At 67.4% G+C, this 24,675-nt stretch carries 22 protein-coding genes; 11 read left to right on the forward strand and 11 right to left on the reverse strand.

Annotation, left to right across the window (positions count from 1 at the left end):
- Window positions 1–67 precede the first annotated feature (67 nt).
- The 3 genes from glgC to FOA17_RS14475 all read right to left on the reverse strand — a co-directional run bounded on the left by glgC (window position 68) and on the right by FOA17_RS14475 (window position 6,068).
- Window positions 68–1,339 (reverse strand): glucose-1-phosphate adenylyltransferase, encoded by a 1,272-nt coding sequence (gene glgC, locus FOA17_RS14465; protein WP_149142211.1) that lies wholly within the window; start codon window positions 1,337–1,339, stop codon window positions 68–70.
- Window positions 1,340–1,375: 36 nt separating this feature from the next.
- On the reverse strand, window positions 1,376–3,622 hold the full coding sequence (glgB, locus tag FOA17_RS14470) for a 1,4-alpha-glucan branching protein GlgB (protein ID WP_149142212.1): 2,247 nt from the start codon (window positions 3,620–3,622) through the stop codon (window positions 1,376–1,378).
- A gap of 64 nt (window positions 3,623–3,686) precedes the next feature.
- Window positions 3,687–6,068 (reverse strand): glycogen/starch/alpha-glucan phosphorylase, encoded by a 2,382-nt coding sequence (locus FOA17_RS14475; protein WP_162528269.1) that lies wholly within the window; start codon window positions 6,066–6,068, stop codon window positions 3,687–3,689.
- Between the two features lie 383 nt (window positions 6,069–6,451).
- Between FOA17_RS14475 and FOA17_RS14480 the strand changes: the two genes are divergently transcribed.
- A complete protein-coding gene (locus FOA17_RS14480; protein WP_149142214.1) occupies window positions 6,452–6,886 on the forward strand; it encodes an RrF2 family transcriptional regulator in 435 nt (144 codons plus the stop codon).
- A gap of 189 nt (window positions 6,887–7,075) precedes the next feature.
- Here the strand turns inward: FOA17_RS14480 and FOA17_RS14485 are convergent, their stop codons facing one another.
- The 3 genes from FOA17_RS14485 to FOA17_RS14495 are packed head-to-tail and all read right to left on the reverse strand — an operon-like array spanning window position 7,076 to window position 10,996.
- Entirely contained in the window at window positions 7,076–8,134 is a 1,059-nt protein-coding gene (locus FOA17_RS14485) for a dipeptidase (RefSeq protein WP_149142215.1), read from the reverse strand.
- Between the two features lie 58 nt (window positions 8,135–8,192).
- Window positions 8,193–8,588: a Cu(I)-responsive transcriptional regulator gene (gene cueR, locus FOA17_RS14490; protein WP_149142216.1), complete on the reverse strand. Its 396-nt coding sequence runs from the start codon at window positions 8,586–8,588 to the stop codon at window positions 8,193–8,195.
- Window positions 8,585–10,996 (reverse strand): heavy metal translocating P-type ATPase, encoded by a 2,412-nt coding sequence (locus FOA17_RS14495; protein WP_149142217.1) that lies wholly within the window; start codon window positions 10,994–10,996, stop codon window positions 8,585–8,587. Before FOA17_RS14495 ends, cueR begins: the two co-directional genes overlap by 4 nt.
- A 194-nt stretch (window positions 10,997–11,190) precedes the next feature.
- Between FOA17_RS14495 and FOA17_RS14500 the strand changes: the two genes are divergently transcribed.
- On the forward strand, window positions 11,191–11,394 hold the full coding sequence (locus FOA17_RS14500; RefSeq protein WP_149142218.1) for a heavy-metal-associated domain-containing protein: 204 nt from the start codon (window positions 11,191–11,193) through the stop codon (window positions 11,392–11,394).
- A gap of 42 nt (window positions 11,395–11,436) precedes the next feature.
- Here FOA17_RS14500 and FOA17_RS19760 read toward each other — a convergent pair whose 3' ends face one another.
- On the reverse strand, window positions 11,437–11,784 hold the full coding sequence (locus FOA17_RS19760; protein WP_162528270.1) for a hypothetical protein: 348 nt from the start codon (window positions 11,782–11,784) through the stop codon (window positions 11,437–11,439).
- A 64-nt stretch (window positions 11,785–11,848) separates the two neighbouring features.
- Between FOA17_RS19760 and FOA17_RS14505 the strand changes: the two genes are divergently transcribed.
- Window positions 11,849–12,190 carry a TfoX/Sxy family protein gene (locus FOA17_RS14505; protein ID WP_149142219.1) on the forward strand — a complete coding sequence of 114 codons (342 nt, stop codon included), beginning with the start codon at window positions 11,849–11,851 and terminating at the stop codon, window positions 12,188–12,190.
- A 53-nt stretch (window positions 12,191–12,243) separates the two neighbouring features.
- Here the strand turns inward: FOA17_RS14505 and ndk are convergent, their stop codons facing one another.
- Window positions 12,244–12,666, reverse strand: coding sequence for a nucleoside-diphosphate kinase (gene ndk, locus FOA17_RS14510; RefSeq protein ID WP_149142220.1), 423 nt, complete (start codon window positions 12,664–12,666; stop codon window positions 12,244–12,246).
- Between the two features lie 167 nt (window positions 12,667–12,833).
- Here ndk and FOA17_RS14515 point away from each other — a divergent pair, with 167 nt between their 5' ends.
- Window positions 12,834–13,454, forward strand: coding sequence for a MarC family protein (locus tag FOA17_RS14515; RefSeq protein ID WP_149142402.1), 621 nt, complete (start codon window positions 12,834–12,836; stop codon window positions 13,452–13,454).
- Window positions 13,451–14,032: a retropepsin-like aspartic protease family protein gene (locus FOA17_RS14520; protein WP_238991830.1), complete on the forward strand. Its 582-nt coding sequence runs from the start codon at window positions 13,451–13,453 to the stop codon at window positions 14,030–14,032. The genes FOA17_RS14515 and FOA17_RS14520 overlap by 4 nt, the downstream gene beginning before the upstream one ends.
- A 133-nt stretch (window positions 14,033–14,165) precedes the next feature.
- Here the strand turns inward: FOA17_RS14520 and FOA17_RS14525 are convergent, their stop codons facing one another.
- On the reverse strand, window positions 14,166–14,633 hold the full coding sequence (locus tag FOA17_RS14525) for a DNA polymerase III subunit chi (RefSeq protein WP_149142221.1): 468 nt from the start codon (window positions 14,631–14,633) through the stop codon (window positions 14,166–14,168).
- Window positions 14,634–14,643: 10 nt separating this feature from the next.
- On the reverse strand, window positions 14,644–16,113 hold the full coding sequence (locus FOA17_RS14530; RefSeq protein WP_149142222.1) for a leucyl aminopeptidase: 1,470 nt from the start codon (window positions 16,111–16,113) through the stop codon (window positions 14,644–14,646).
- A gap of 167 nt (window positions 16,114–16,280) precedes the next feature.
- Here FOA17_RS14530 and lptF point away from each other — a divergent pair, with 167 nt between their 5' ends.
- From lptF to rsmA, 6 genes are read left to right on the forward strand one after another with little or no spacing between them, the layout of a single operon-like run.
- Window positions 16,281–17,402, forward strand: coding sequence for an LPS export ABC transporter permease LptF (gene lptF / locus FOA17_RS14535; protein ID WP_149142223.1), 1,122 nt, complete (start codon window positions 16,281–16,283; stop codon window positions 17,400–17,402).
- On the forward strand, window positions 17,399–18,493 hold the full coding sequence (gene lptG / locus FOA17_RS14540) for an LPS export ABC transporter permease LptG (RefSeq protein ID WP_149142224.1): 1,095 nt from the start codon (window positions 17,399–17,401) through the stop codon (window positions 18,491–18,493). Before lptF ends, lptG begins: the two co-directional genes overlap by 4 nt.
- Window positions 18,493–20,661: an LPS-assembly protein LptD gene (locus FOA17_RS14545; RefSeq protein ID WP_149142225.1), complete on the forward strand. Its 2,169-nt coding sequence runs from the start codon at window positions 18,493–18,495 to the stop codon at window positions 20,659–20,661. The genes lptG and FOA17_RS14545 overlap by 1 nt, the downstream gene beginning before the upstream one ends.
- A 41-nt stretch (window positions 20,662–20,702) precedes the next feature.
- Complete coding sequence (locus FOA17_RS14550) at window positions 20,703–21,962, forward strand: peptidylprolyl isomerase (RefSeq protein WP_149142226.1); 1,260 nt, start codon at window positions 20,703–20,705, stop codon at window positions 21,960–21,962.
- A 2-nt stretch (window positions 21,963–21,964) separates the two neighbouring features.
- Complete coding sequence (pdxA, locus tag FOA17_RS14555; protein ID WP_149142227.1) at window positions 21,965–22,945, forward strand: 4-hydroxythreonine-4-phosphate dehydrogenase PdxA; 981 nt, start codon at window positions 21,965–21,967, stop codon at window positions 22,943–22,945.
- Between the two features lie 19 nt (window positions 22,946–22,964).
- A complete protein-coding gene (rsmA, locus tag FOA17_RS14560) occupies window positions 22,965–23,804 on the forward strand; it encodes a 16S rRNA (adenine(1518)-N(6)/adenine(1519)-N(6))-dimethyltransferase RsmA (RefSeq protein WP_149142228.1) in 840 nt (279 codons plus the stop codon).
- A 25-nt stretch (window positions 23,805–23,829) separates the two neighbouring features.
- Here rsmA and FOA17_RS14565 read toward each other — a convergent pair whose 3' ends face one another.
- Window positions 23,830–24,630 carry a DUF4167 domain-containing protein gene (locus tag FOA17_RS14565; RefSeq protein WP_149142229.1) on the reverse strand — a complete coding sequence of 267 codons (801 nt, stop codon included), beginning with the start codon at window positions 24,628–24,630 and terminating at the stop codon, window positions 23,830–23,832.
- Between the last annotated feature and the right edge of the window lie 45 nt (window positions 24,631–24,675).

Consider the following 24,675-nt stretch of genomic DNA (forward strand, 5'->3'; position numbering starts at 1 on the left):
CTGTTCACAAATATCCCCGGGGGGTGCGGGGGGCAGGCAGCCCCCCCCCCGGGACGCGGCGCGCCGCTCAGAGCTTCGCGCGTGACCAGCCGTCTATCATATCCTTGGTGACCAGCACGATGCCATTTTCCGACCGGCGGAACCATTTCGCATCTTCCTCGGGGTCTTGCCCGATGACCAGCCCCTCGGGGATGATGACGCCGCGGTCGATCACGCAATTCTTCAGATCGGCCTTGCGGTTGACCACCACCTGCGGCAGCGCCACCACATATTCCAGACTGGAAAAGCTGTGGGTGCGGCAGCCGGTGAACAACAGGCTGTTGCGCACCTCCGACCCCGAAACGATGCAATCGCCCGAAACCAGCGACGACACCGCCGACCCGCGCCGGCCATCCTCGTCATGGATGAACTTTGCCGGCGGCACGATCTCGGCATAGGTCCAGATCGGCCAGCTGTTGTCATAGAGATCAAGCTTCGGCACGAAATCGGTGAGGTCGATATTGGCCTGCCAGAAGGCGTCGATCGTGCCGACATCGCGCCAATAGGGCTCGTCCTCCAGCCCGCTGGTGACGCAGCTGTCGGAGAAACGATGCGCCACGGCCTTGCCGTTCTTCACGATCTCGGGGATCAGGTCAAAGCCGAAATCGTGGCTGGAATTGTCATCCTGCATGTCGCGCTGCAGCAGGTCGCGCAGGAAGGCCCAGTCAAAGACATAGATCCCCATCGAGGCCAGCGCGTTTTCCGGGTCGCCCGGAATGCCGGGCGGGTCTTTCGGCTTTTCGAGAAAAGCCGTGATGCGCATGTCCTTGTCCACATGCATCACGCCAAAGGCAGTCGCCTCCATCCGCGGCACGGTCAGGCAGCCGATGGTCACATCGGCGCCCGATTCCACATGCTGCTGCAACATCACCTCGTAATCCATCTTGTAGATGTGATCGCCGGCCAGGATCACCACATACTTGATGTTGTAGCTGTCGATGATGTCGATGTTCTGCGCCACCGCATCGGCGGTGCCGCGATACCAGTTCACCTCGTCCATCCGCTGCGAGGCGGGCAGGATATCGAGATATTCGTTGCGCTCGGCGCGAAAGAAATTCCAGCCGCGCTGCATGTGGCGGATCAGGCTATGCGCCTTGTATTGCGTGGCGATGGCCATCTTGCGGATGCCCGAATTCAGCGCGTTCGACAGCGCAAAGTCGATGATCCGGGTCTTGCCGCCGAAATAGACGGCCGGCTTGGCGCGGCGGTCGGTCAGCTCCTTCAGCCGCGAGCCCCGCCCGCCCGCCAGCACGAAGGCCATCGCCTGCGACGACAGTCTCTGGTTCGGTCTTGCCTTCATACGTCCCTCCCTCCGGGGGGTGCCCCGGTCCCTGGATCAGCCCTTTGAATATTGCAGGAACAGCGCCGAAAGCGGCGGCAGCGTCACCTCGGCCGAATGGCTCTGGCCGTGCCAGGGCACAGGCTCTGCCGTCACCCCGCCCAGATTGCCGCGATTGCCGCCGCCATAGATCGCGGCGTCGCTGTTCAAGACTTCGTCCCATTGCCCCGCCTCGGGCAGGCCCAGGCGCAGCCGCCGCTCCACCGGCGTCATGTTCACCACCACGGCGACCGGAGCGTCCTCGGCGCCCCCGCGCCGCAACCAGGCATAGGTGGAACCCTGGGCGTCATTGGCCTCCAGCCATTCAAAGCCCTCGGGGCGGGTATCGTTGACATGCAGCGCGGGCGTGGCGCGATAAAGCGTGTTCAGATCGCGCACCAGGCGCTGCATGCCCGCATGTTGCGGATGGTCGGTCAGGTGCCAGTCGAGGCTTTGCTGATAGTTCCATTCGCGGCCCTGCGCGAATTCGCAGCCCATGAACAGCAGCTTCTTGCCCGGATGGCCCCACATGAAGCCGTAATAGGCGCGCAGGTTTGCGAACTTTTCTTCGCCTTCGCCCGGCATCTTGTCCAGCATGCTGCCCTTGCCATGCACCACCTCGTCATGGCTGATCGGCAGGATATAGTTTTCCGACCAGGCGTAATGCAGGCCGAAGGTCATCTGGTGGTGATGGTATTGCCGATAGACAGGATCGCGTTGCATGTAGCTCAGCGTGTCGTTCATCCAGCCCATGTTCCACTTGAAGCCAAAGCCCAGCCCGCCCCAATCCACCGGGCGCGACACGCCGGGAAAGGCGGTCGATTCCTCGGCCACCGTCACCACGCCCGGCACCTCGCCATAGACCGTCGCATTCATGCGCCGCATCATGGCGATGGCTTCGTAATTCTCGCGCCCGCCATCCTTGTTGGGCACCCACTGGCCTTCGCCGCGCGAATAGTCGCGATAGAGCATGGAGGCCACGGCATCCACCCGCAGCCCGTCCACATGATATTCTTCCAGCCAATACAAGGCGTTGGAGACCAGAAAGTTCTGCACCTCGGTCCGGCCGTAATTGTAGATCAGGGTGTTCCAGTCCTGATGGAACCCCTCGCGCGGGTCGGCATGTTCATAAAGCGCCGTGCCGTCGAACTGGCCCAGCCCGTGCGGATCGGTCGGGAAATGGCCCGGCACCCAGTCGAGGATGACGCCCAGCCCCTTGCGATGCGCCGCGTCGATCAGGGCGCGAAATTCCTCGGGCGTGCCGTGGCGGATGGTGGGGGCGAACAGGCCGACCGGCTGATAGCCCCAGCTGCCATCGAACGGATATTCGGAAACCGGCAGCAGTTCCAGATGGGTGAAGCCCATGCCGGCCGCGTAATCCACGAGCTGATCGGCCAGTTCCAGATAGCTGAGCATCCGGTCCCCCGGCGCGCGCCTCCACGACCCCAGATGCACCTCATAGACCGAGATCGGCGCGTCGATGCGATGCGCCCCGGCCCGCGATTGCATCCAGTCGTCATCCCGCCAGTCGCCGCGGATCGTGCGCACGACCGAGGCATTCTTGGGCGCGTGTTCGCTGCCAAAACCCACCGGATCGGCCTTGAGCGGCAGGATCTGCCCGCCCGAGCCGCGAATTTCGTATTTGTAGGTCGTGCCTTCGCCCAGACCGGGGATGAAAATCTCCCATATGCCGGTGCTGCCGCGCTTGCGCATCGGGTGGCGGCGGCCGTCCCAGATGTTGAAATCGCCCACCACGGAGACACGTTCGGCATTCGGCGCCCAGACGGCGAAATGCACGCCCTCGGCGCCTTCATGGGTCAGGACATGCGCGCCCAGCACCTGCCAGAGCCGGCGATGCGTGCCCTCGCCCAGCAGATATTCGTCCATCTCGCCCAGCACCGGGCCAAAGCGATAGGGGTCTTCCCATTCCCATTCCGCGCCATGGCCCTGCGCCCGCAGCCGATAGGCGGCGCGCGCGGGCAAAAGCCCGGCAAACAGCCCGTCCCCCAGGGGCGTCAGCGCGACCGGATCGGGGCACAGCGCCCAGACCGCCTCGGCGCCGGGCTGCATCACCCGCAGCACGGTCTGCCCGGCCAGATCATGCGGCCCCAGCACGCCAAAAGGATCGCCGTGCCGGCCCTGGCGCAGCGCCTCCGCCGCGCCATGGTCGATCAGCGGCGGATTGGCCTTGCCCGCCGGCCCGGCCGGTGCCGCCGCCGCCTTGCTGCCGGCCTTGCTGCCCGACTTTGCCCCCGCCTTTGCCATCGCTCTCTCCCTTCGACGATCAGTCGTCGCGGCGCGCCCCTCCTCGGGCAGGCCGCCGGCGCCGTTACAGCGCGCTTTCGAGGCCCCAGATATCCGCCATATAACCACGGATCGTGCGATCCGACGAGAAGAAGCCGGAGCGCGCCGTGTTCAGCGCCGCCATTTTCAGCCAGCGCGCGCGGTCGGCATAGGCGATGTCCACCTCGGCCTGCGCCGCCAGATAGGCGTCGAAATCCGCGGCAACCAGGAAATAGTCGTGATGCCAGACCCGATGCACCAGCTGGTGATAGCGGCCGGGTTCACCGGGGCTGAAGGCGCCCTCGGCGATCATCTGCAACACATCCTGCAAGGGCTGGCTGGCCAGGATGGCGTCGCGGGCGTGATCGGGGTTCTTGCGCCGTTCGATCACCTGTTCCGCCGTCAGCCCGAACAGGAAAAAGTTCTCGGCCCCCACCTCTTGCAGGATCTCCACATTGGCGCCGTCCAGCGTGCCGATGGTGGGCGCGCCGTTCATCATGAACTTCATGTTGCCGGTGCCGGATGCCTCTTTCCCCGCAGTGGAGATCTGCTCCGAAAGATCGGCGGCGGGGATCAGCCGCTCGGCCAGGCTCACGTTATAATTCGGCGGATAGACCACCTTCAGCCGGTCGCCGACCTCCGGGTCGCTGTTCACCACCGTCGCCACGTCGTTGATCAGATGGATGATTTCCTTGGCCACCACATAGCCCGGCGCCGCCTTGCCGCCAAAGATCTTGACGCGCGGCACCCAATCCTTCTGCGGATCGGCCTTGATCGCGTGATAGCGCGCGATGGTTTCCAGAATGTTCAGCAGTTGGCGCTTGTATTCATGGATGCGCTTGACCTGCACATCAAACAGCGCGTCGGGCGAAACCGTCACCCCGCAATGATCGGCGATCCAGCCCGCCAGCGCCACCTTGTTGGCGCGCTTGGCGCCGTCAAAGGCCTTGAGGAAGGTCTTTTTCTTCACATGGGGTTCCAGCTCTTTCAGCCGGTCCAGATCGGCCTCCCAGCCCGCACCGATCGTGTCGGTGATCAGCCCCGACAGCGGCCGGTTGCACATCTTGAGCCAGCGGCGCGGTGTCACGCCATTGGTTTCATTGACAATGCGCGGATGCAGCCCCTCCAGTTCGGGAAACAGGTTCTTCTTCACCAGATCGGAATGCAGCGCCGAAACGCCGTTCACCTTATGCGCCATGATGAAGGCCAGCTCGCCCATGCGCACCTCGTGGTGCTTGACGATGCCCACCCAATGCGGCGGGTGATAGGTCTCGCGGTGCCAGGCGTCGATCTTCTCGATGATCTGCATATGACGCGGCAGCACATTGCCAAAGGTGAAGGTCGCCCAGCGTTCCAGGGCCTCGGGCAGCAGGGTGTGGTTGGTATAGCCCAGACAGGCGCGGGCGATCTCCATCGCCTCGGCGAATTCCATGCCGTTTTCATCGACCAGCAGCCGGATCAGTTCCGGCCCGGCAATCGCGGGATGGGTGTCGTTCATCTGGATCGCGACATGATCGGGCAGATCGCGCAGCGCATGGCCCCCCGCCTTGAAGCGGCGCAGGATGTCCTGCAAGGCGGCAGAGGTCAGGAAATATTCCTGCTTCAGCCGCAATTCCTTGCCCTGATAGGTGGTGTCGTCGGGATAGAGCACCCGGCTCAGCGTGCGGGCCAGCGTCTCGGGCTCGGCCGCGGCGGCGTAATCGCCCCGGTTGAACCGATCAAGATCGAAAAGCCGTGTCGGCTTGGCCCCCCAAAGCCGCAGCGTATTGGCCCACCTGCCCTCCCATCCCACGACGGGCGTGTCAAAGGCCTCGGCCAGCACCGTCTCGCCCGGCACCCAGACATCGCGCCCGTCGCGCTTTTCGACATGACCCTTGAAGGCGATGGTATAGGCGGCCTCGGGGCGCTCGAATTCCCAGGGGTGGCGCTGCGTCAGCCAGTCTTCCGGCATCTCGATCTGGCGACCCTGGTCAAAGCCTTGACGGAACAGCCCGTGTTCATAGCGGATGCCATAGCCATAGGCCGGGCAGCCCACTGTCGCCATGCTCTCCATGAAACAGGCGGCCAGCCGGCCCAGCCCGCCATTGCCAAGTGCGGCATCGGGCTCGTCCTCGACGATGGCGCGAAAATCCTGGCCCAGTTCGGCCATGACCTGTTCAGCCTTGTCGCGCAGGCCAAGGTTGATCGTGGCGTCTTCCAGAAGCCGCCCGATCAGGAATTCCATCGACAGGTAATAGACCCGCTTGTGCCCGCTCTCCCAGGTCTTGCGGGTCGAGGCGAACCAGGGATCGACGATCCGGTCGCGAATGGCAAAGGACAGCGCCATGCGCCAGTCATAGAGGCTGGCATGCGGGGCATCCTTGCCCAGCGTGAAGGTCAGATGGCGCAGGATATCGGCCTTGAGGTCCGCAGCGGTCAGGTCAGTCACGTCACATTCCAATCTTGTTGCCCCCGGACAGCAGGCCCCAGCCGCGCCCGCCAGACAAGGCAAACAGGCACCGAGGGGCGACGACGCCGGTTTTTGCGGCGGCGCCGGACGGGCATGCCGAAGGCTTCAGCACTTCACCGTCATTGTTAGCGCAACCAGACCCCCCATGCACCAGAATATGTGCGTTTGAAATCAACGGCCTAAATTTTCAAAGCGCTTTGGCCACGTCCTGCGCGATTCGCATCCACCCAGCCGCAGCGGCCCCACCAGACCGCCCGCAGATAAAATCCGGCATTCCCGCGGCGGCATGATCCAAGTCAAGGCGCCCGCCCCGATGCGATTCTAGCAAAGATGTGCCGGACCCATACCTATCGGAGCATGCGATGCGTCTGACGACCCGCACCAACCTTGCCATGCGCACGCTGATGTTCTGTGCGGTCAACCCCGACCGCGTGGTGCGCAAGGCCGAGATCGCCCAGGCCTGCAACGCCTCGGAAAACCATCTGGCGCAGGTCATTCACCTGCTGGCGCAGCGCGGCTTCCTGACCACGCTGCGCGGCCGCGCCGGCGGGCTGATGCTGCGCCGCGCCCCGCAGGAGATCCGCCTGGGCGAGGTGTTCCGCACCTTTGAAAGCTGCCTTCCCTTCACCGAATGCTTTTCCGAAGGCGCCAATGCCTGCCCGCTGGCGGGCTGTTGCCGGCTGAAATGCGCGCTGGCCGATGCGGTCGAGGCGTTTTACGGCCGGCTCGACGCGCTGTCGTTGCAAGACATGGTCGAGGGCAATACCGAACTTGCAACCCTGCTGAAAGTCGCCTGACCGCGAGCGCCCGGCGGGGTCAGGGGGCGCTCGCGCCCCCTCTGGCCTTTCGGCCATTCACCCCCTGAGGATATTTGGGAACAGATGAAGGGCAAGGCGTGCGTCCTACTTTTCATCTGTTCAAAAATATCCTCGGGGGGAGGCCCGAAGGGCCGTGGGGGGCAGACAGCCCCCCTGCGCCCGCTGCCATCAGGCGCCCCAGCTTCGGCGCAAGACCTTCTTCCAGTTGCCCCAGGCCAGTTTTTCGATCAGCGCCGCATCATAGCCATGGGCGCGCAGGGCGGCGATCAGATTGGGCAGGCCGCGGACATCGGCGATGCCTTCCGGGATCTCGGCCCCGTCGAAATCCGAGCCGAAGCCGACATGATCCTCGCCCAGATGGGTGATCAGATGGTCGAAATGGCGCAGCACGGCCTCCCACCCCATCGCGGCAGAGCGGCGGCCGTCGGGGCGCAGGAAGACGGTGGCGAAATTCACCCCGACCATGCCGCCACTGTCACGGATCATCGCCAGTTGCCGGTCGGTCAGGTTGCGGGTCGAGGGGGTGATGGCATGGGCATTGGAATGGGTGGCGACCAGCGGCGCATCAGAGATCGCGGCGACATCGTTGAACCCCGCCTCGTTCAGGTGGCTCAGATCGACCACGATCTTCAGCGCGTTGCATTCCCGCACCAGCCGCTTGCCCGCCTCGGTCAGCCCGGCGCCGGTATCGGGCGTGCCGGGAAAGCGGAAGGGCACGCCATGGCCAAAGATCGTCGGTCGCGACCAGACCGGCCCCAGCGAGCGCAGCCCCATGGCATGAAAGGCGTGCAGCGCGTCCAGCCCGGCGTCGATCGGTTCGGCGCCTTCCAGATGCATCACCCCGGCGATGGCGCCCGCCGCCCGGGCGGCCTCGATCTCGGCCACGCTGCGGCAGAGCCGGAACGCCCCTTGCGAGGCGCGTTCCATCCACATCAGATGCCCGGCCATCGACAGGGCAATCGGCTGCGCCACCTCAAGCGGGATCATCGCGGGCAGTTCCACCTCATAGGGCGGGTTGTCCATCAGCGCGTCGTAATCCGGCGCGCCGGGCGCCGGAGGCGAGGGGATATAGATCGCGAACATGCCGCCGGCAAAGCCACCTGCCTTCATGCGCGGCAGGTCGAGATGGCCCCTGCCCTCACCCGTCAGCCAGATCGCCTCGCGCTTTTTGGGCGCCATTTGCAGGCGTAGCAGAATGTCGTTGTGACCGTCGAAGACCGGCTGCATCTTTGCTTCCCCTTGATCTGACGCGACCCTGACACGTCGCGCCGGGGATGACCAGAGGTCAGTCGCAGCCGCTTTCCGACAGGCCGGAGAGGATGGGGCAATCGGGCCGGTCATCGCCGGCGCAGGCCGCGACAAGCCCCGCCAGCGTCCGCTTCATCGCCTGCAATTCCGCGATCTTGGCCTCGATCCGCGTCAGATGCGCGCCGGCCAGCGCCTTGACATCGGCGCTGGCCCTTTCGCGATCCTCATAGAGCGCGAGCAGCGCCCGGCAGTCTTCGATGGTGAAACCCAGCCCGCGCGCCCGGCCGATGAAGGCCAGCTTGTGCAGGTCGGCCGCGCCGAAGCTGCGATAGCCGTTTTCCGACCGCGCCGGGCGGATCAGGCCGATCTCCTCGTAATAGCGGATGGTTTTTGCGGGCAGGCCGGCCCGGGCGGCGACCTCCTTGATGTTCATGCAGCACCCCCTTCGACCGACCTGAGCCGCCGCAGACGCAGCGCGTTGGTCAGCACAAAGACCGAAGACAGCGCCATCGCCCCCGCCGCCAGCATGGGCGACAGTTGCGGCCCGCCAAAGGGCACCAGCGCCCCCGCCGCCACCGGGATCAGCGCGACATTATAGCCAAAGGCCCAGACGAGGTTCTGGCGGATGTTGCGCATCACCGCCCGGCTGACCGAAATCGCCGTGGCCGCGCCGCGCGGGTCGCCCGACATCAGCACCACCTCGGCCGCCTCGATGGCGACATCGGTGCCGTGCCCGATGGCAAGGCCCACATCCGCCGCCGCCAGCGCGGGGGCGTCGTTGATGCCATCGCCCACGAAGGCCACGCCGGGGCGCAGACTTTCGATGGCGGCGACCTTGCCGCCGGGCAGCACCTCGGCCCGGACCTCGGCGATGCCGATCTCGCCGGCGACGGCAAGCGCCACGCGCTGCGCATCGCCGGTGATCATCGCGCTTTCCACCCCCATCTCGCGCAGCGCGGCAATCGCGGGCGCCGCGCCGGGTTTGACCCGGTCGGCCACCGCCAGCACGCCCATGGGCTTGCCCTCGACCGCCAGATAGATCGGCGTCTTGCCCTGCACGGCAAAGCCCTCGCCCTCGACCTGCCAGGGGCCAAGACCCCGCGGAAACATCCGCGCGGCGCCCAGGGTCACGCGCTGGCCTTCGACCATCGCCTCGGCGCCATGGCCGGGGGTGGCCGCGAAATCCTGCGCCGGCGGGATTTGCAGGCCCTGCGCCTCGGCGGCCTGCACGACCGCGCGGGCCAGCGGATGTTCCGAGGCCCCCTCGACCGCCGCCGCCAGCCGCAGCAGATGCGGCGAGGCGGGTTTGAGGTCGGTCAGCACCGGCTTGCCCTCGGTCAGGGTGCCGGTCTTGTCAAAGGCCACGCGGCGCACCTTGGACAGGGTTTGCAGCGCCTCGCCCCGCCGGAACAGCACTCCCAGTTCGGCGGCCCGCCCCGTGCCCACCATGATGGAGACAGGCGTGGCCAGCCCCATGGCGCAGGGGCAGGCGATGATCAGGACCGAGACGCCGGCGACCAGCGCCTCGGCCAGACCCGGACCGAAGATCAGCCAGATCAGCACGGTCAGCACCGCCAGCCCCATCACCGCCGGCACGAACCACAGCGTGATGCGATCGACCAGCGCCTGCACCGGCAGCTTGGCCGATTGCGCCTCCTCCACCATGGCAATGATGCGCGACAGGACGGTATCGCCGCCGACCTCGGTCACCTGCATCACCAGCGCGCCGGTGCCGTTCACCGTGCCGCCGGTCAGCCGGTCGCCCGGCGCCTTGGCCACCGGCAGCGCCTCGCCGGTCAGCATGGCCTCGTCCACGGCCGAGCGCCCCTCCTCCACCACGCCATCCAGCGGCACCCGCGCGCCGGGGCGGATCATCAGCCGCGCGCCGGGGCGGATGGTGGCGACCGGCAACTCCTGCCAGCCCTCGGGCACCGAAAGCAGCGCGGTATCCGGGCGCAGGCCCACCAGCCCGGCAATCGCCGCCCCGGCCCGGCCCCGCGCCCGCGCCTCCATCAGCCGGCCAGCCAGGATCAGCACCACGATCACCGCCGCGGCCTCGAAATACACCGCGCGGGCGGCGGCGGGCAGGACCTGCGCCGCAAAGGTCGCGACCGTGGAATAGGACCAGGCCGCCAGGGTGCCGACCGCGACAAGGCTGTTCATGTCGGGCGCCCCGCGCATCAGCGCGGGCAAGCCCTTGCGAAAGAAGCGCCGCCCCGGCAAGGCCAGCACAACGGTTGCCAGCACGAATTGCCCGACCCAGAGCCAGAGCTGCGGCACCAGCCCCATCAGCCAGTGATGAAAGGCCGGGATGAGATGCCCGCCCATCTCGGTGACGAATACCGGCGCCGTCAGCAGCGCCGCCAGCCAGAGATCGCGGCGCAGCGCGGCCATTTCGCGGCTGCGCGCATCGGGGTCGGCGCTGGTCAGCGGCGTCGCGGCAAAGCCCGCCTTGGTGACCTGCGCGGCCAGCGCCTCGGGGCTGGCGGCGCCTTCCCACATGGTGATCGTGGCGCGGCGGGCGGCCAGATTGGCCCGCGCCTCCAGCACGCCGGGCTGGGCGGCCAAGACCCGCTCCACCCGCCCGGTGCATGAGGCGCAGGTCATCCCCTCCACCGCCAATTGCACTGTCACCTGCCGCGCCGGATAGCCCGCCCTGGCCAGGGCCGCCGTCATCGTCTCGGGCGTGGCGGGGCTGTCAAAGCGCACTTCGGCGCTTTCATCGGCCAGATTGACCCGGGCCGCCGCGACGCCGGGCTGCGCGGTCAGCACCCTTTCGGCCCGCGCCACGCAAGAGGCGCAGGTCATCCCGTCGAGTTTCAGGCGCAGGGTCTGGGTCATGGCGGTCTCCGGTCTCTCGGGCGTGGTCGGTTGGTTCTGGGCAGGATATGGGGCTTCCCGTGACTGGAAGGTCAAGCCCCGTCTCACACATTTTCGCGATGCGCGGGGCCGCATGGCCCGGGGGCTTGACCTTCCCCCTGCTGGAAGCCCCATATGTCCCCCAAATACCGCCATCACCGCCGAGGAGAGCCGCCATGACCACCACCCTTGCCATTCCCGACATGAGCTGCGGCCATTGCCGCGCCTCGATCCAGTCGGCGCTTGCGCCCCTGCCGGGGGTGAGCGCGATCCGTTTCGACGCCGAGGCCCGCACCGCCGAGATCGACGGCACCGTGCCGCCCGAGACGCTGATCCGCACGCTGGCCGAGATCGGCTTTCCGGCCAGCCTGACGCGCTGATCCGGGAAGTCCGCATCCCTGTGGCAGTTTTCACAAACTGCCTCAAATTTTTGCGATTTCGCCGGATTGCGCCTGAATATCGCTTGCTCCGCCCATAGGCGCGACATAATTGGCGGCGAAAGCGTCACGCGCTTGCCATTCCACGGCCGGATTGCCCTTGCAGGCTGTCGGTTGGCGGTTAGCAAGTTCGGCCGCCCGTAACGTGTCATGAGCCAGTGTATTCGGAGCAAGAAGATGGCCCAATCGCAACAACCGCAACCCGCCCAGCAACAACAGGGTGGCGGTGAAAGCCCCGCCCCGCAGCAACAGCAGCAGGGCAGCCAGCCGATCTTTCGGGACTGGGCGTCGATCTGATCGTCGCATCCCGAAGACCAGACGGGTCTTGACCAAAGCGGGGCCAGCCGATCAGGCTGGCCCCGTTCCGTTTCGCCCCTGTCCCTGCCGTGTGACCCCGATGCCCGATCCGGTTTCCTCGATCCCCAATCTCGGCCCCGCATCGGAGGCGGCCTTTGCCCGCGCCGGTATCCATTCGGCCGATGCGATCCGCGCCATGGGCGCCGATGCGGCCTATCTGGCGCTGATGCAAAGCGGCACGCCGCCGCATTTCATCGGCTATTATGTGCTGGTGATGGGGTTGCAGGGCCGGCCCTGGAACGATTGCAAGGGCGACGAGAAAAAGGCCCTGCGCCTGCGCTTTGACGCGCTGAAGGCGCGGGTGGCGGTGCAGGCGGCGCCTTCGGGCCTGCCGCGCGATCTGGAAACCGCGCTGAACGTGATCGGCGTGCGGCCGAAATGAAAAGGGCCGCCCCCGCGGGACGGCCCCTCTGATCTTGCGACCCGTGGCTGAAATCAGCCCACCAGTTCCAGACCCGAGAAGAAGAACGCGATCTCGCGCGCGGCCGAGGTCTCGCTGTCCGAACCATGGACCGAGTTCTCGCCTTTCGACAGGGCGAATTCCTTGCGGATGGTGCCTTCGGCGGCCTGGGCCGGATCGGTCGCGCCCATCACTTCGCGGTTCTTCGCGATGGCGCCTTCGCCTTCCAGCACCTGCACCACGACCGGCTCGGACGCCATGAAGCTGCACAGTTCGCCATAGAAGGGGCGCTCGGCATGTTCGGCATAGAACTGGCCGGCTTGCGCGGGCGACAGGTGGATGCGCTTGGAGGCGACGACGCGCAGGCCGGCTTCCTCGAATTTCGCGACGATCTTGCCGGTCAGGTTGCGCTTGGTGGCGTCGGGCTTGACGATCGACAGGGTGCGTTCAATGGCCATGAGGGCTCTCCGTTCGGTTCTGGCGCGGGGTTTTGCGGCCTGCGCTTATTTTGTGGGCGCGCTCTAGCATGGCCCGGCGATGTTGAAAAGAGCATGACATGTATCGTCGGCATGAGGTCGGGCGGCGCCCCATTGCGCGCTGCGCCGATCCGCGCCACGATGGGCGCATGATCGACAGCGCCTTTCTCATCACCGCGACAGCCACGCTCTTTGTGGTGATCGACCCGCCGGGCCTCGTGCCGCTTTTCATCGCGCTCACGCGCGGCATGAGCGTGGAGCGGCGGCGCGCGCTGGCCACCCGCGCCTGCCTGATCGCGGTGGCGATCCTGGCGGCCTTTGCCATCGCGGGCGAGGCATTGCTGGGCTTCATCGGCATCACCATGCCGGCCTTTCGCATCGCGGGCGGGATCCTGCTGTTTCTGACCGCGCTCGACATGCTGTTTGAACGCCGCACCCAGCGGCGCGAGGGGCAACATGCCGAACCCGATCACGACCCTTCGGTCTTTCCGCTGGCGACGCCGCTGATCGCGGGGTCGGGGGCGATTGCGACGATGATCCTGCTGGTCAGCCAGGCGGGCGGCGGCGTCACCGGCATGGCGGCGGCGATCGGGGTCATGCTGGCGGTCATGGGCTCGACCTATGCCTTCCTGCTGGCCGCCCCGCCGCTGGAGCGGTTGCTGGGGCGCACCGGCACCATCGTCATCACCCGGTTGCTGGGCATGTTGCTGGCGGCACTTTCGGTGCAATTCGTGATCGACGGGGTGCGCGGCACCGGGCTGATCGGATGATGGAGGGCGACAATTTCGCCCGCGCGACCTATCTGCTGGTCATCCTTGTGGTGCTGGGCGGCTGGGCGTTGGTGGAATATCGCGGTCGGCTTGGCTTTGCGCTGCGCTCGGCCCTGGCCTGGGGGCTGATCTTCGTGGGCGGGCTGGCGGCGCTTGGCCTGTGGAACGACATCCGCCCGCGTTTCGCCCCCGTGCAGCAGACCGAAGGCGCCAGCCTGGTGACCGAACGCGCGCGGGACGGGCATTTCTACCTGACGCTGACCATCGACGGGCAGCCGGTTGAATTCGTGGTGGATACCGGCGCTTCGGGCGTGGTGATCGGGCAGGACGATGCCGCCCGGCTGGGGATCGAGACCGAGGGGCTGGCCTTTCTGGGCGAGGCGCAGACCGCGAATGGCGCGGTGCGCACCGCGCGGGTCTGGCTGCGCGATGTGCGGCTGGGGGACTGGAGCGACGCCGATCTGCCCGCCTATGTCACCCAGGGCGAGATGCGCGGGTCGTTGCTGGGGATGGATTATCTGCATCTCTACCGGATGGAGATCGACGGCAACCAGATGCGGCTGACGCGCCGGAACTGACCGGGAGGCGACAGGCGAACGGTCTTGCGGGCGCCTCACGGTTTGCTTGGCTGTCACGGGCGGATCAAACCGCAGCAGTGTCAGCATTGCGGCGCAGTTTTCGTCCCGAAGGGCTGCGCGGCAACATAAGGGCTCAGCCCGCCGGGGCGCCGCTTTCGGCCTTCTTGGCCCAGCGGCCGCCCTCCTCTGACCAGTATTGCGCCGCCTGACCTTCGGCCACCACGGCCTTCCACAGCCCGCGCGCGCGGTTCACCGCGCCTTCGTCCTGCCCGTCGAACAGCACCCAGACCCGTTCCAGCCCCGCGGCCTCGCCCGGCAGGGGATCCGCGCCATCGACCAGCATCAGCGCCCGCGCGCCATTGGCGATGGCGCCCTGCCCCAGCAGGACCGGCTGATCGGCATCCTGCGGCCCACCTGCCAGCCCGTGCGGCAAAAAGCCGTCCTCGGGATGCAGCCAGAGCCACTGATCCAGCCGGTCCAGCGCATCGGGGTCGGTGCCGCGCAGCATCACCCGCCAGCCCGCCTGCAAGGCGCGTTCCAGAAGCGCGCGCGCAGTGTCCTGCACGCTGCTCTGGGTGATGTGGTAGAACAGGACCGGCATCGGCGGCGCGTCAGCGCTCGAACCGGTCGCGGATCATGCGGTTCAGCGCCATGACGCCCCAGCCCGTCGCGCCCTTGGGCGCGAGCGGGGTGTCGGATTTCAGCAACGCCGTGCCCGCGATATCGAGATGGATCCAGGGCATGTCATCCTTGACGAAACGTTGCAGGAACTGCGCCGCGGTGATCGCCCCGCCATCGCGCCCGCCCACATTCATCATGTCGGCGATGCGGGATTTCAGCTTCGCGTCATAGGCCGGGCCCATCGGCAGGCGCCAGGCACCCTCGCCCTCGGCCCGGGCGGCGCGCAGGAACTGGTCGCAGAACGCATCGTCATTGGAGAAAACGCCTGTATTTTCATGGCCAAGCGCGATGATGATCGCGCCGGTCAGCGTGGCCAGATCGACCATGCCGCAGGGGGCAAAGCGTTCTTGCGCATACCACAGCACATCGGCCAGCACGAGCCGGCCTTCGGCATCGGTATTGATCACCTCGATCGTGTCGCCCTTCATCGAACGCACCACATCGCCCGGGCGCTGCGCGCGGCCCGAGGGCATGTTCTCGACCAGACCGACCAGACCCACGACATTGGCCCTGGCCTTGCGCAGGGCCAGCGTGCGCATCACGCCGGCCACCACGCCGGCGCCGCCCATGTCCATGGTCATTTCCTCCATCCCGGCGGCGGGCTTGATGGAGATGCCGCCGGTGTCGAAGACCACGCCCTTGCCGATCAGCGCCAGCGGCGCTTCGCCCTCGGCGCCGCCCTTCCACTGCATGACCACGACCTTGGAGGGGCTTTCCGACCCCTGCCCCACGCCCAGAAGCGCGCCCATGCCCAGCCTGGTGAGGTCTTCTTCCTCAAGGATCTCGACCTCCAGCCCCAGTTCCTGCATCGCGGCCAGACGGGCGGCGAAATCATAGGTGGTCAGGATATTCGCGGGTTCGTTGGTCAGGTCGCGGGTGAAGAACACCCCCTCGGCCAGCGCGGCCAGCGGCGCGGCCTCGGCGGCGGTCTTTTCCGGGTCGGCCACCATCAGGGTGACCGGGCCGGGGCGCTTGGCCTCGGCGGTCTTGTGGGCGCTGAAATCATAGGCCCGCAACGCCAGCCCGAAGGACAGATCGGCCGCCAGTTTTACCCCCTCGGCCAGAACCAGCGTGCCGGCCTTGGACAGCGCGCGCCCGATGGTGCCGCCGGCGGCACGCGCCGCGGTCGCCTCGGCCTTGCGATCCAGCTTGACCACCTGCACCGCCTCGGCCGCAAGACCGGCGGGCCAGGCCAGATCGGCGCTTTCGCCCGATTTCAGCGCGGCAAAATCGCCCGAGGCCAGATAGCGCGCCACTGCGCCCCGGGTCAGCTTGTCCAGCCGCCGCCCCGCCGCGCCGGTCTTGCCGTTCTCATCGACGACCAGAACGATGCGGCCGGCAAGCTCGGCCAGCCCCTCGAGATTGACGGGCTGAAACTGGAGCGGGACGGGATGCGACATGGGGAACCTCGATCTGTCTTGGGCCTGCCCGCGCCATTCACGGGCGGGCTTTCGCGGTGAGGCTATCCGCCCGGCCCCGGCTTGACCAGATAGCAGTTTTCCCCGCCGGGGAATTCGGATAGCGTCCCGCGCAACGAAACACGAGGCAGGCAAGGGGACGGAACGGGGTGGCGCGATTCGACAGATATCTGCTGTCGCAACTGCTGGCGCTGTTCGGGTTCTTCTCGCTGGTGCTGGTGGCGATCTACTGGGTCAACCGGGCGGTCGGCCTGTTCGACGAACTGATCGGCGACGGTCAGACGGCGCTGGTTTTTCTGGAATTCTCGCTGCTGACGCTGCCCAATGTGATCCGGCTGGTGCTGCCGATCTCGGCCTTTGCGGCCACGGTCTATGCGGTGAACCGGCTGATGGGCGACAGCGAACTGGTGGTGATGCAGGCCACCGGCTTTTCCGGGTTCCGTCTGGCGCGGCCCGTTCTTTATTTCGGGCTTTGCGTCGCCTTGATGATGGCGATCCTCATGCATGTGCTGGTGCCGGCCAGCCGCGCGATGCTGGCGGCCCGATCGGCCGAGATCTCGGAGAACGTGACCTCGCGCTATCTGTCGGATGGCGAGTTCATGCATCCGACCGAGGGGGTTACACTGTATATCAGCCGCATCACCGACCGGGGCGAATTGCAGGATGTGTTCCTGGCCGATGACCGCAAGCCCGAGGCGCGGCGCATCTATACCGCCAGCCGCGCGCTGCTGGTGCGGGGCGAGACCGGGCCGAAGCTGATCATGTTCGACGGCATGGTGCAGGATCTGGGCCAAAGCCGGCGCCTGTCGGTGACGCGGTTCGAGGATTTCACCTATGACCTCGCGCTGCTGGTTGACAAGGGCAACCTGCCCGGCCGCACGATCGACGAATTGTCCACCCGCGCGCTGCTGGCCGCCGATCCCGCGATGCTGACCGAAACCGGCAAGAGCCGCGCGGCCTTTCTGGCCGAGGCGCATCTGCGCTTTGCCATGCCCTTTCTGGCCACCGCCGCGGCGCTTGTGGGCTTTTCGGCGTTGCTGCTGGGCGGGTTCTCGCGCTTTGGGCTGTGGCGGCAGATCGGGCTGGCGGTGCTGCTGCTGATCGTGATGCAGACCGTGCATACCTGGGCCTCGGGGGCGGCGCTGCGCGATGACCGGGCCTGGCCGCTGGTCTATCTGGCGCCGCTCTCGGGCTTTGGCATCGCGGGTTTCATGCTGTGGCTGTCGCAGCGCCCCCGGCGCCTGCGCCGCCGCGCGGAGGCTGCCGCATGATCCTGAGCTTTTATGTCGCGCGGCGGTTCTTCTGGATGTTCCTACGGGTCTTCGCGGTGTTCTTCGGCATCCTGATGCTGATCGACATGCTGGACCAGTTGCGCCGGCTGTCGGGCAAGGGCGTGGGGCTGGTGCAGGCGGCCGAACTCTCGGCGCTGAACGTGCCTGAAAGCCTTTATAACATCCTGCCGCTGATCATGATCCTGGCCGCCATCGCGATGTTCCTGGGCCTTGCGCGGTCGTCGGAACTTGTCGTCGTGCGGGCGGCGGGGCGGTCGGGGCTGCGCTTCGTGATGGCGCCGCTGGCGGTTTCGCTGATGATCGGCGTGGCGGCGGTGGCGGTGCTGAACCCGCTGGTCGCGGCCACCTCCAAGGCCTATGAGGCGCGCTATGCCGGCTATGCCCGCGGCGCCGAACGGGTGCTTTCGGTTTCCGAGGAAGGGTTGTGGCTGCGCCAGGGCGGCGACGGGATGCAGACGGTGATCCATGCCGCCCGCGCCAATCTGGACGGAACGGAACTGTTCGACGCGACCTTCCTGACCTTTGACGATGCCGGCCTGCCCCGCGAGCGGATCGAGGCGGAAAGCGCGCGGCTCGATCCCGGCGCCTGGGTGCTGACCGGGGCGAAGCGCTGGCCGCTGGACGGGCTGAACCCCGAACGCGGCGCGCAGGCCGAAGGCGACGGGCGTCTGGCCTCGGACCTGACCGCCGATGCGATCCGCGACAGTTTCGGCAGCCCCTCGGCGATTCCGGTCTGGGAATTGCCGGCCTATATCCGCGGGCTGGAACGGGCGGGCTTTTCGGCGCGCAACCATCAGGTCTGGTTGCAGATGCAGCTTGCCCTGCCCCTGCTGATGAGCGCAATGGTCCTGATCGCGGCCGGCTTCACCATGCGCCATGCCCGCGCCGGCGGCACCGGGCTTCTGGTGCTGTTCTCGTTGCTGGGGGGATTTGCCATTTTCTTTCTGCGCAATTTCGCGCAAGTGCTGGGCCAGAATGGCCAGGTGCCGGTTCTGGTCGCCGCCTGGGCGCCGCCGCTGGCGGCCGCGCTGTTCGCCCTGGGTCTGTTGTTGCATCTGGAGGACGGCTGATGTTCCTGCGCCGCCTTGCCGCCACGCTGTTATTGACCACGCTGCCGCTGGCCGCGCCCCTGCCGCTCCATGCGCAGGAAATGGCCTCGCTTCAGGCCGATGCGGTGGCGATCACAGGCGATCAGCTGCTGGTCGCCTCGGGCGGGGTCGAGGTGCGCTATCGCGGGCAGATCCTGCGCGCGGCCTCGGTCAGCTATGACCGCGCGCGCGACCATCTGTCGATCAAGGGGCCGATCACCGTCACCGACGGCCAGGGCAACCTGATCACCGCCGATGCGGCGGAACTGTCGGCCGACCTGTCCGAAGGGCTGCTGACCTCGGCCCGTTTCGTGCTGGATCGACAGATGCAGATCGCTGCGCGGCAGATGTTCCGCAGCCAGGGCCGCTATACGCAACTGACCGATACCGTGGCCTCGTCCTGCCAGGTCTGCACCATCGCGCCGACCCCGCTTTGGGAGATCCGCGCCCGCCGGGTGGTGCATGACCAGCTGGAGCGCCAGATCTGGTTCGATGGCGCGCAGCTGCGCTTTGGCGGCGTGCCGGTGGCCTATATCCCGCGCCTGCGCATGCCCGACCCGACGCTGGACCGCGCGACCGGCTTTCTGCCCGCGCGGCTGCGCACGACCTCCGACCTCGGCACCGGGCTGAAGCTGCCCTATTTCATCGCGCTCGGCCCCAGCCGCGACCTGACGGTCACGCCCTATTTCAGCACCCGCGCCGGGCGGACGCTGGAACTGCGCTATCGCCAGGCCTTTCGCACCGGCACGGTCGAACTGACCGGCGCCCTGTCGCGTGACCGCATCCTGCCCGGGCAGGAGCGCGGCTATCTGCAAGCGCGCGGCGATTTCGCGCTGCCGGCCGGGTTCCAGCTGAGCTTTTCGGGCCTTGCAGTGCGTGACCCGGCCTATCTGCTGGATTACGGCATTTCCGATACCGACCGGATCGAAAGCCGCCTCGAATCCAGCCGCACGCGGCGCAATGAATATATCTCGGGGCGGCTGATCAATTTCCGCTCGATCCGCGATATCGGCGGCGCGCTGGAAAGCAACGCGACCCTACCAACGCTGGTGTCGGATTTCACCTGGCACCGGCGATTCTCGGGCGGCCCCCTGGGCGGCGAGGCGGGGATGCGGTTCCAGACCCACAGCCATTACCGCAGTTCCGACAGCCGCTTCGACAGCGGGATCGACCCCGACAGCATCGCCGACGGACGCGACCTGTCGCGCATCTCGCTGCGGCTCGACTGGCGGCGGAGCTGGATTTTCGGGCCGGGTCTGGTCGGTTCGCTGCTGAGCGAGGGGTCCGCCGATATCTATTCCATCCGGCAGGACGCGCAATATGAGGGCACGATCACCCGCCTGCATGGCGCGGCCGCGGCGGAATTGCGCTGGCCCTGGGTGGGCAGCAGCGGCGCGGGTGTCAGCCATGTGATCGAACCCGTGCTGCAACTGGTGACCGCCACCAATGACACCGCCGATATCCCCAACGAGGACAGCGCGCTGGTGGAATTCGACGAGGGCAACCTGTTCTCGCTGGGCCGGTTTTCCGGCAGCGACGCGCGCGAGGAAGGCACGCGGCTCAATCTCGGGGTCAGCTGGACGCGGTTCGACCCGACCGGCTGGCAGACCGCCTTTGCCATCGGCCGGGTGATCCGGAGCGCCGATAACGGCCAGTTCACCGCCGCCTCGGGGCTGGACGGCACCGCGTCGGACTGGCTGGCCACCGGGCGGGTGATCTGGCCGCAGGGCATCAGCGCCACCGGGCGGATGCTGATCGACGACCAGTTCGCCCTGACCAAGGCCGAGATGCAGTTGGCCATCGACCGCGAGGCTTACGGCCTTGCCGCGTCATACGTCTGGGTGCAGGCCGACAGCGCCGAGAACCGCCTGCGCGACACGCAGGAGATCTATTTCGACGGGCGCCGCGATCTGGGCCGCAACTGGACGGGCCGCGTCTCGGGCCGCTATGATCTGGAGGCGGAGCGGATGAACCGCGCCGATTTCGGGCTGGAATTCCGCAACGAATGCCTGAAGGTCGATCTTTCCCTCTCGCGCCGCTTCACGACCTCGACTAGTGTGAAGCCGACGACGAATGTCGGGCTTTCGGTCGATCTTCTGGGTTTCGGCGGTGCGGCCAAACCCGGCCCGACCCGCAGTTGCCGGGGCTGAGACCCGGCAGCCCGATCCCTGAACTGAGAGACTGCGTGAAGATGATCCGTTTCCTGCCCCTGTTGACCGCAAGCGTTCTGGCCCTGTCGCTGCCCGGCTTCGCGCCGCTGCCGGTGCAGGCGCAGCAGAACCTGTTCGCGCCGCGGCTGGTGATCAACGATTACGCGGTGACCGAATTCGAATATCAGCAGCGCCTTCTGTTCCTGCAATTGCTGCGCGCGCCGGGCGATCTGGAAAAGGTCGCGCTGGACGGGCTGGTCGAGGACCGGCTGCGCATGATGGAGGCCAAGAAGTTCAAGATCGCCCTCAAGGAGGCCGATCTGCGCAAGGGCATGGAAGAATTCGCCAGCCGCGCCAATCTGAGCGCCGATGACTTCATCAAGGCGCTTGGCCAGGCCGGTGTCGAGGCCGAGACCTTTCGCGATTTCGTGGCGGCCGGTCTGGTCTGGCGCGAGATCGCGCGCGGCAAGTTCACCGCCTATGCCAAGGTCTCGGAGGAAGATGTCGATCGCGCGCTGGAGGCCGAGACCCGCAAGACGGCGCTGACCGTCGCGGTGTCGGAGCTGATCATCCCCGCCCCCCCGGGCGAGGAGGCGCGGGTGATGGATCTGGCGCGCCGGCTCAGCCGCGAGGTGCGGGGCGAAGGCGCGTTTTCCGCCGCCGTCGCGCGCTATTCCGCCGCTGCCTCGCGCGGGCGGGGCGGGCGGCTCGATCCCATGCCGATGACCAATCTGCCGCCGCAGATTTCGGCCGTGGTGCTGCCGCTGGCGCCGGGTCAGGTTTCGGCGCCGGTGCCGATTCCGGGGGGCGTCGCGCTGTTCCAGCTGCGCAGCATCACCGAGGGACGCGCCGAGGATGCCGCCCCGGTCGAGGTGGAATATGCCCGGCTGCGCCTGCCCGCCGATGCCGCCGGATCGGCGCTGATGGCCAAGGTGCGCGCGCAGGTGCAGACCTGCAAGGATCTCTACGGTCTGGCCCCCGGCCTGCCGCCCGAACAGCTGTCGATCACCACGCAGACCATGGGCGCCGTCGCGCAGGATATCGGGCTTGAGCTTGCGCGGCTCGATCCCGGTGAAACGGTGCTGCGCGCGGGCGGGCAGGAATTGCTGATGCTCTGCGCCCGCCGCCCGGCCCCGCCGCCCGCCGAAGCCGCCGCCCCGGCCGAGGGCGAGGCCCCCGCCGCGCCCCCAGTCATCGACCGCGAGGCCGTGCGCACCCGGCTGATCAATGCCAAGATCGAACGCATGGCCAACCAGTATCTCGCCAAGCTCAAGGCCGAAGCCATCATCCGCGAGCCGTGACCATGGCGCCGCTTGCCCCGATCGCGCTGACCTGCGGCGAACCCGCCGGGATCGGCCCCGAACTGGCCGTCAAGGCGCGCGCCCGTCTGGGCGACGGCCTGCCCTTCTTCTGGATGGGCGACCCGCGCCACCTGCCCGCCGGCACGCCCTGGCAGCAGATCGCCCGTCCGGCCGAGGCGCTGAGCGTGCCCGCCGGCACCCTGCCGGTGCTGCCCCATCCCTTTGCCGCCCCCGCAACGCCCGGCAAGATCACCTATGCCAATGCGCGCGGCGTGATCGAGGTGATCGCCCGCGCCGTCGATCTGGTGATGAAGGGCGAGGCCTCGGCCATCTGCACCGCCCCCCTGCACAAGAAGGCGCTGAAGGATGGCGCGGGCTTCGTGCATCCCGGCCATACCGAGTTTCTGGCCTATCTCGCGCGGGTCGAACATGTGGTGATGATGCTGGCCAGCCCGGAATTGCGGGTGGTGCCGGCGACGATCCATATCCCGCTGGCCGATGTGCCGCGCCAGTTGACCGCCGAGGGGCTGGAGCGGGTGATCCGCATCACCGAAGCGGGCCTGCGCCGCGATTTCGGGCTAGTGGCGCCGCGCATCGCGGTGTCGGGGCTGAACCCCCATGCCGGCGAAGGCGGGGCCATGGGGCAGGAAGACGGGCGCGTCATCGCCCCGGTCATCGCCAAACTCGCGGCCGAGGGCATGGCCATTCGCGGCCCGCTGCCCGCCGATACCATGTTCCATCCGCGCGCGCGGGCGGGCTATGACGTGGCGATCTGCATGTATCACGATCAGGCGCTGATCCCGATCAAGACCATCGACTTTGACGGCGGGGTGAATGTGACGCTGGGCCTGCCCTTCGTGCGCACCTCGCCCGATCATGGCACGGCGCTCGACATCGCGGGCAAGGGTCTGGCCGAACCCGGCAGCCTGATCGCGGCGCTGCGGGTGGCGCAACAGATGGCGCTGGCCCGGCGCGCAGGCTGACGAGGGGAAGGAACCCGCCATGGCGACAATCGACGGCCTGCCGCCGCTGCGCGAGGTGATCCGCGCGCATGAACTGGTGGCAAAGAAACAGCTGGGCCAGAACTTTCTGCTCGATCTGAACCTGACCGCCAAGATTGCCCGGCAGGCAGGCGATCTGTCCGGCTGCGATGTGCTGGAGATCGGCCCCGGCCCCGGCGGGCTGACGCGCGGCTTGCTGGCCGAGGGCGCGCGCCGTGTGCTGGCGGTGGAAAAGGATGCGCGCTGTCTGCCGGCGCTGGCCGAAATTCAGGCGGCCTATCCGGGCAAGCTGGAGGTCATCAACGGCGACGCGTTGGAGGTCGATGTGCTGGCGCATCTGACGCCGCCGATCCGGGTGGTGGCGAACCTGCCCTATAACGTGGGCACCGAATTGCTGATCCGCTGGCTGACCCCCGCCACCTGGCCGCCCTTCTGGGAAAGCCTGACGCTGATGTTCCAGAAAGAGGTGGCCGAACGCATCGTGGCCAAGCCGCGGGGCGATCACTACGGGCGGCTGGCGCTGCTGGCGCAATGGCGCTGCGAGGCGAAGATCGTGCTGCATCTGCCGCCCGAGGCCTTTACCCCCGCGCCCAAGGTGCATTCGGCGGTGGTGCATCTGACCCGCCTGCCGGGGCCGCGCTTTCCCGCCGATGAAAAGGTGCTGAGCCGGATCACCGCCATGGCCTTCAACCAGCGGCGCAAGATGCTGCGCTCGTCGCTCAAGGGGCTTGGCCCCGATATCGAGGCGCGGCTGGAGGCGGCGGGGATCGCGCCCACGGCCCGGGCCGAGGAGATCCCGCTGGAAGGGTTCTGCGCCCTGGCCAGGGAAATCGCGAAATGAAAACGGGGCCGCGAGGCCCCGTTTCTCATTCTGCCGCTTCGGGCTTTTCCGCCGGTTCTGCCGCGGGCTTTTCGGCAGGCTTTTCGGCGCGGGGCTTGCGCGGGGCCGCAGGCTTGCGCGGCTTGGGCGCCGGGGCCTCGGCGGCGGGTGCGTCGGTCACCACCGCGACAGGCTCGGGCTGCACGGCCGACTGAGGCGCCGGTTGCGGGGCGGCTTCGGGCTGTGCCACCGCATCGGGGCGCGGCGTCCGTTCGCGGAATTCGCGGCGGTCGCGATTGCGGTTCTGCTCACCCCGGTTCTGGTCGCGATCACGGTCGCGCTGGCGGTTGCCCTCACGGTTACCGTCGCGATTGCCTTCCCGGTTGCCGTCGCGGCGCGGCGGCGCGGGGTCGCGCGCCTCGGGCGTTTCGACCAGCACGCTGTCCTCGGTGCCAAAGCCCATCGGCTCGGCCAGGTCGGGCTGGTCGCCGGCGCCGGGATCACGCTCCTCGCGGTAGTCGCCGCGCGGTTCGTTGCGGTCGCGGAAGTTCTGCCCGCCCTGCTGATATTGCTGCTGCCGGGCCTCCTGCTCGGCCGCGAGTTCACGCTGCGCCTCGCCCAGAAGGCGGGTGTAATGCTCGGCATGTTGCAGGAAATTCTCGGCCGCGACGCGGTCATTCGAGAGCTGCGCATCGCGGGCGAGGATCAGGTATTTCTCGATGATCTGCTGGGGCGTGCCGCGCACCTTGCCTTCGGGGCCGGAGCTGTCGAAGACACGGTTGACGACATTGCCCATCGAGCGCGGGCGGTTCGACTTGGAACGCGAGCGGGACTTGGAGGATCTCATCTTGTCCTTGATCCGGGTATGGGGGCCTTGACGTGCGCGCCATGG

Source organism: Gemmobacter caeruleus, from assembly GCF_008271655.1.
Taxonomy (GTDB): domain Bacteria; phylum Pseudomonadota; class Alphaproteobacteria; order Rhodobacterales; family Rhodobacteraceae; genus Gemmobacter; species Gemmobacter caeruleus.

Bases quoted from the DNA above. Each gene is read 5' to 3' on its own strand.
- FOA17_RS14505 (WP_149142219.1), top strand. From the start codon at position 11,849: ATGCCCGATCCGGTTTCCTCGATCCCCAATCTCGGCCCCGCATCGGAG.
- FOA17_RS14495 (WP_149142217.1), bottom strand. From the start codon at position 10,996: ATGACCCAGACCCTGCGCCTGAAACTCGACGGGATGACCTGCGCCTCT.
- FOA17_RS14525 (WP_149142221.1), bottom strand. From the start codon at position 14,633: ATGCCGGTCCTGTTCTACCACATCACCCAGAGCAGCGTGCAGGACACT.
- FOA17_RS14565 (WP_149142229.1), bottom strand. From the start codon at position 24,630: ATGAGATCCTCCAAGTCCCGCTCGCGTTCCAAGTCGAACCGCCCGCGC.
- glgC (WP_149142211.1), bottom strand. From the start codon at position 1,339: ATGAAGGCAAGACCGAACCAGAGACTGTCGTCGCAGGCGATGGCCTTC.
- FOA17_RS14485 (WP_149142215.1), bottom strand. From the start codon at position 8,134: ATGCAGCCGGTCTTCGACGGTCACAACGACATTCTGCTACGCCTGCAA.
- FOA17_RS14545 (WP_149142225.1), top strand. From the start codon at position 18,493: ATGTTCCTGCGCCGCCTTGCCGCCACGCTGTTATTGACCACGCTGCCG.
- FOA17_RS14480 (WP_149142214.1), top strand. From the start codon at position 6,452: ATGCGTCTGACGACCCGCACCAACCTTGCCATGCGCACGCTGATGTTC.
- lptG (WP_149142224.1), top strand. From the start codon at position 17,399: ATGATCCTGAGCTTTTATGTCGCGCGGCGGTTCTTCTGGATGTTCCTA.
- ndk (WP_149142220.1), bottom strand. From the start codon at position 12,666: ATGGCCATTGAACGCACCCTGTCGATCGTCAAGCCCGACGCCACCAAG.
- glgB (WP_149142212.1), bottom strand. From the start codon at position 3,622: ATGGCAAAGGCGGGGGCAAAGTCGGGCAGCAAGGCCGGCAGCAAGGCG.
- cueR (WP_149142216.1), bottom strand. From the start codon at position 8,588: ATGAACATCAAGGAGGTCGCCGCCCGGGCCGGCCTGCCCGCAAAAACC.
- FOA17_RS14530 (WP_149142222.1), bottom strand. From the start codon at position 16,113: ATGTCGCATCCCGTCCCGCTCCAGTTTCAGCCCGTCAATCTCGAGGGG.
- FOA17_RS14550 (WP_149142226.1), top strand. From the start codon at position 20,703: ATGATCCGTTTCCTGCCCCTGTTGACCGCAAGCGTTCTGGCCCTGTCG.
- rsmA (WP_149142228.1), top strand. From the start codon at position 22,965: ATGGCGACAATCGACGGCCTGCCGCCGCTGCGCGAGGTGATCCGCGCG.
- FOA17_RS14515 (WP_149142402.1), top strand. From the start codon at position 12,834: ATGATCGACAGCGCCTTTCTCATCACCGCGACAGCCACGCTCTTTGTG.
- FOA17_RS14520 (WP_238991830.1), top strand. From the start codon at position 13,451: ATGATGGAGGGCGACAATTTCGCCCGCGCGACCTATCTGCTGGTCATC.
- pdxA (WP_149142227.1), top strand. From the start codon at position 21,965: ATGGCGCCGCTTGCCCCGATCGCGCTGACCTGCGGCGAACCCGCCGGG.
- FOA17_RS14500 (WP_149142218.1), top strand. From the start codon at position 11,191: ATGACCACCACCCTTGCCATTCCCGACATGAGCTGCGGCCATTGCCGC.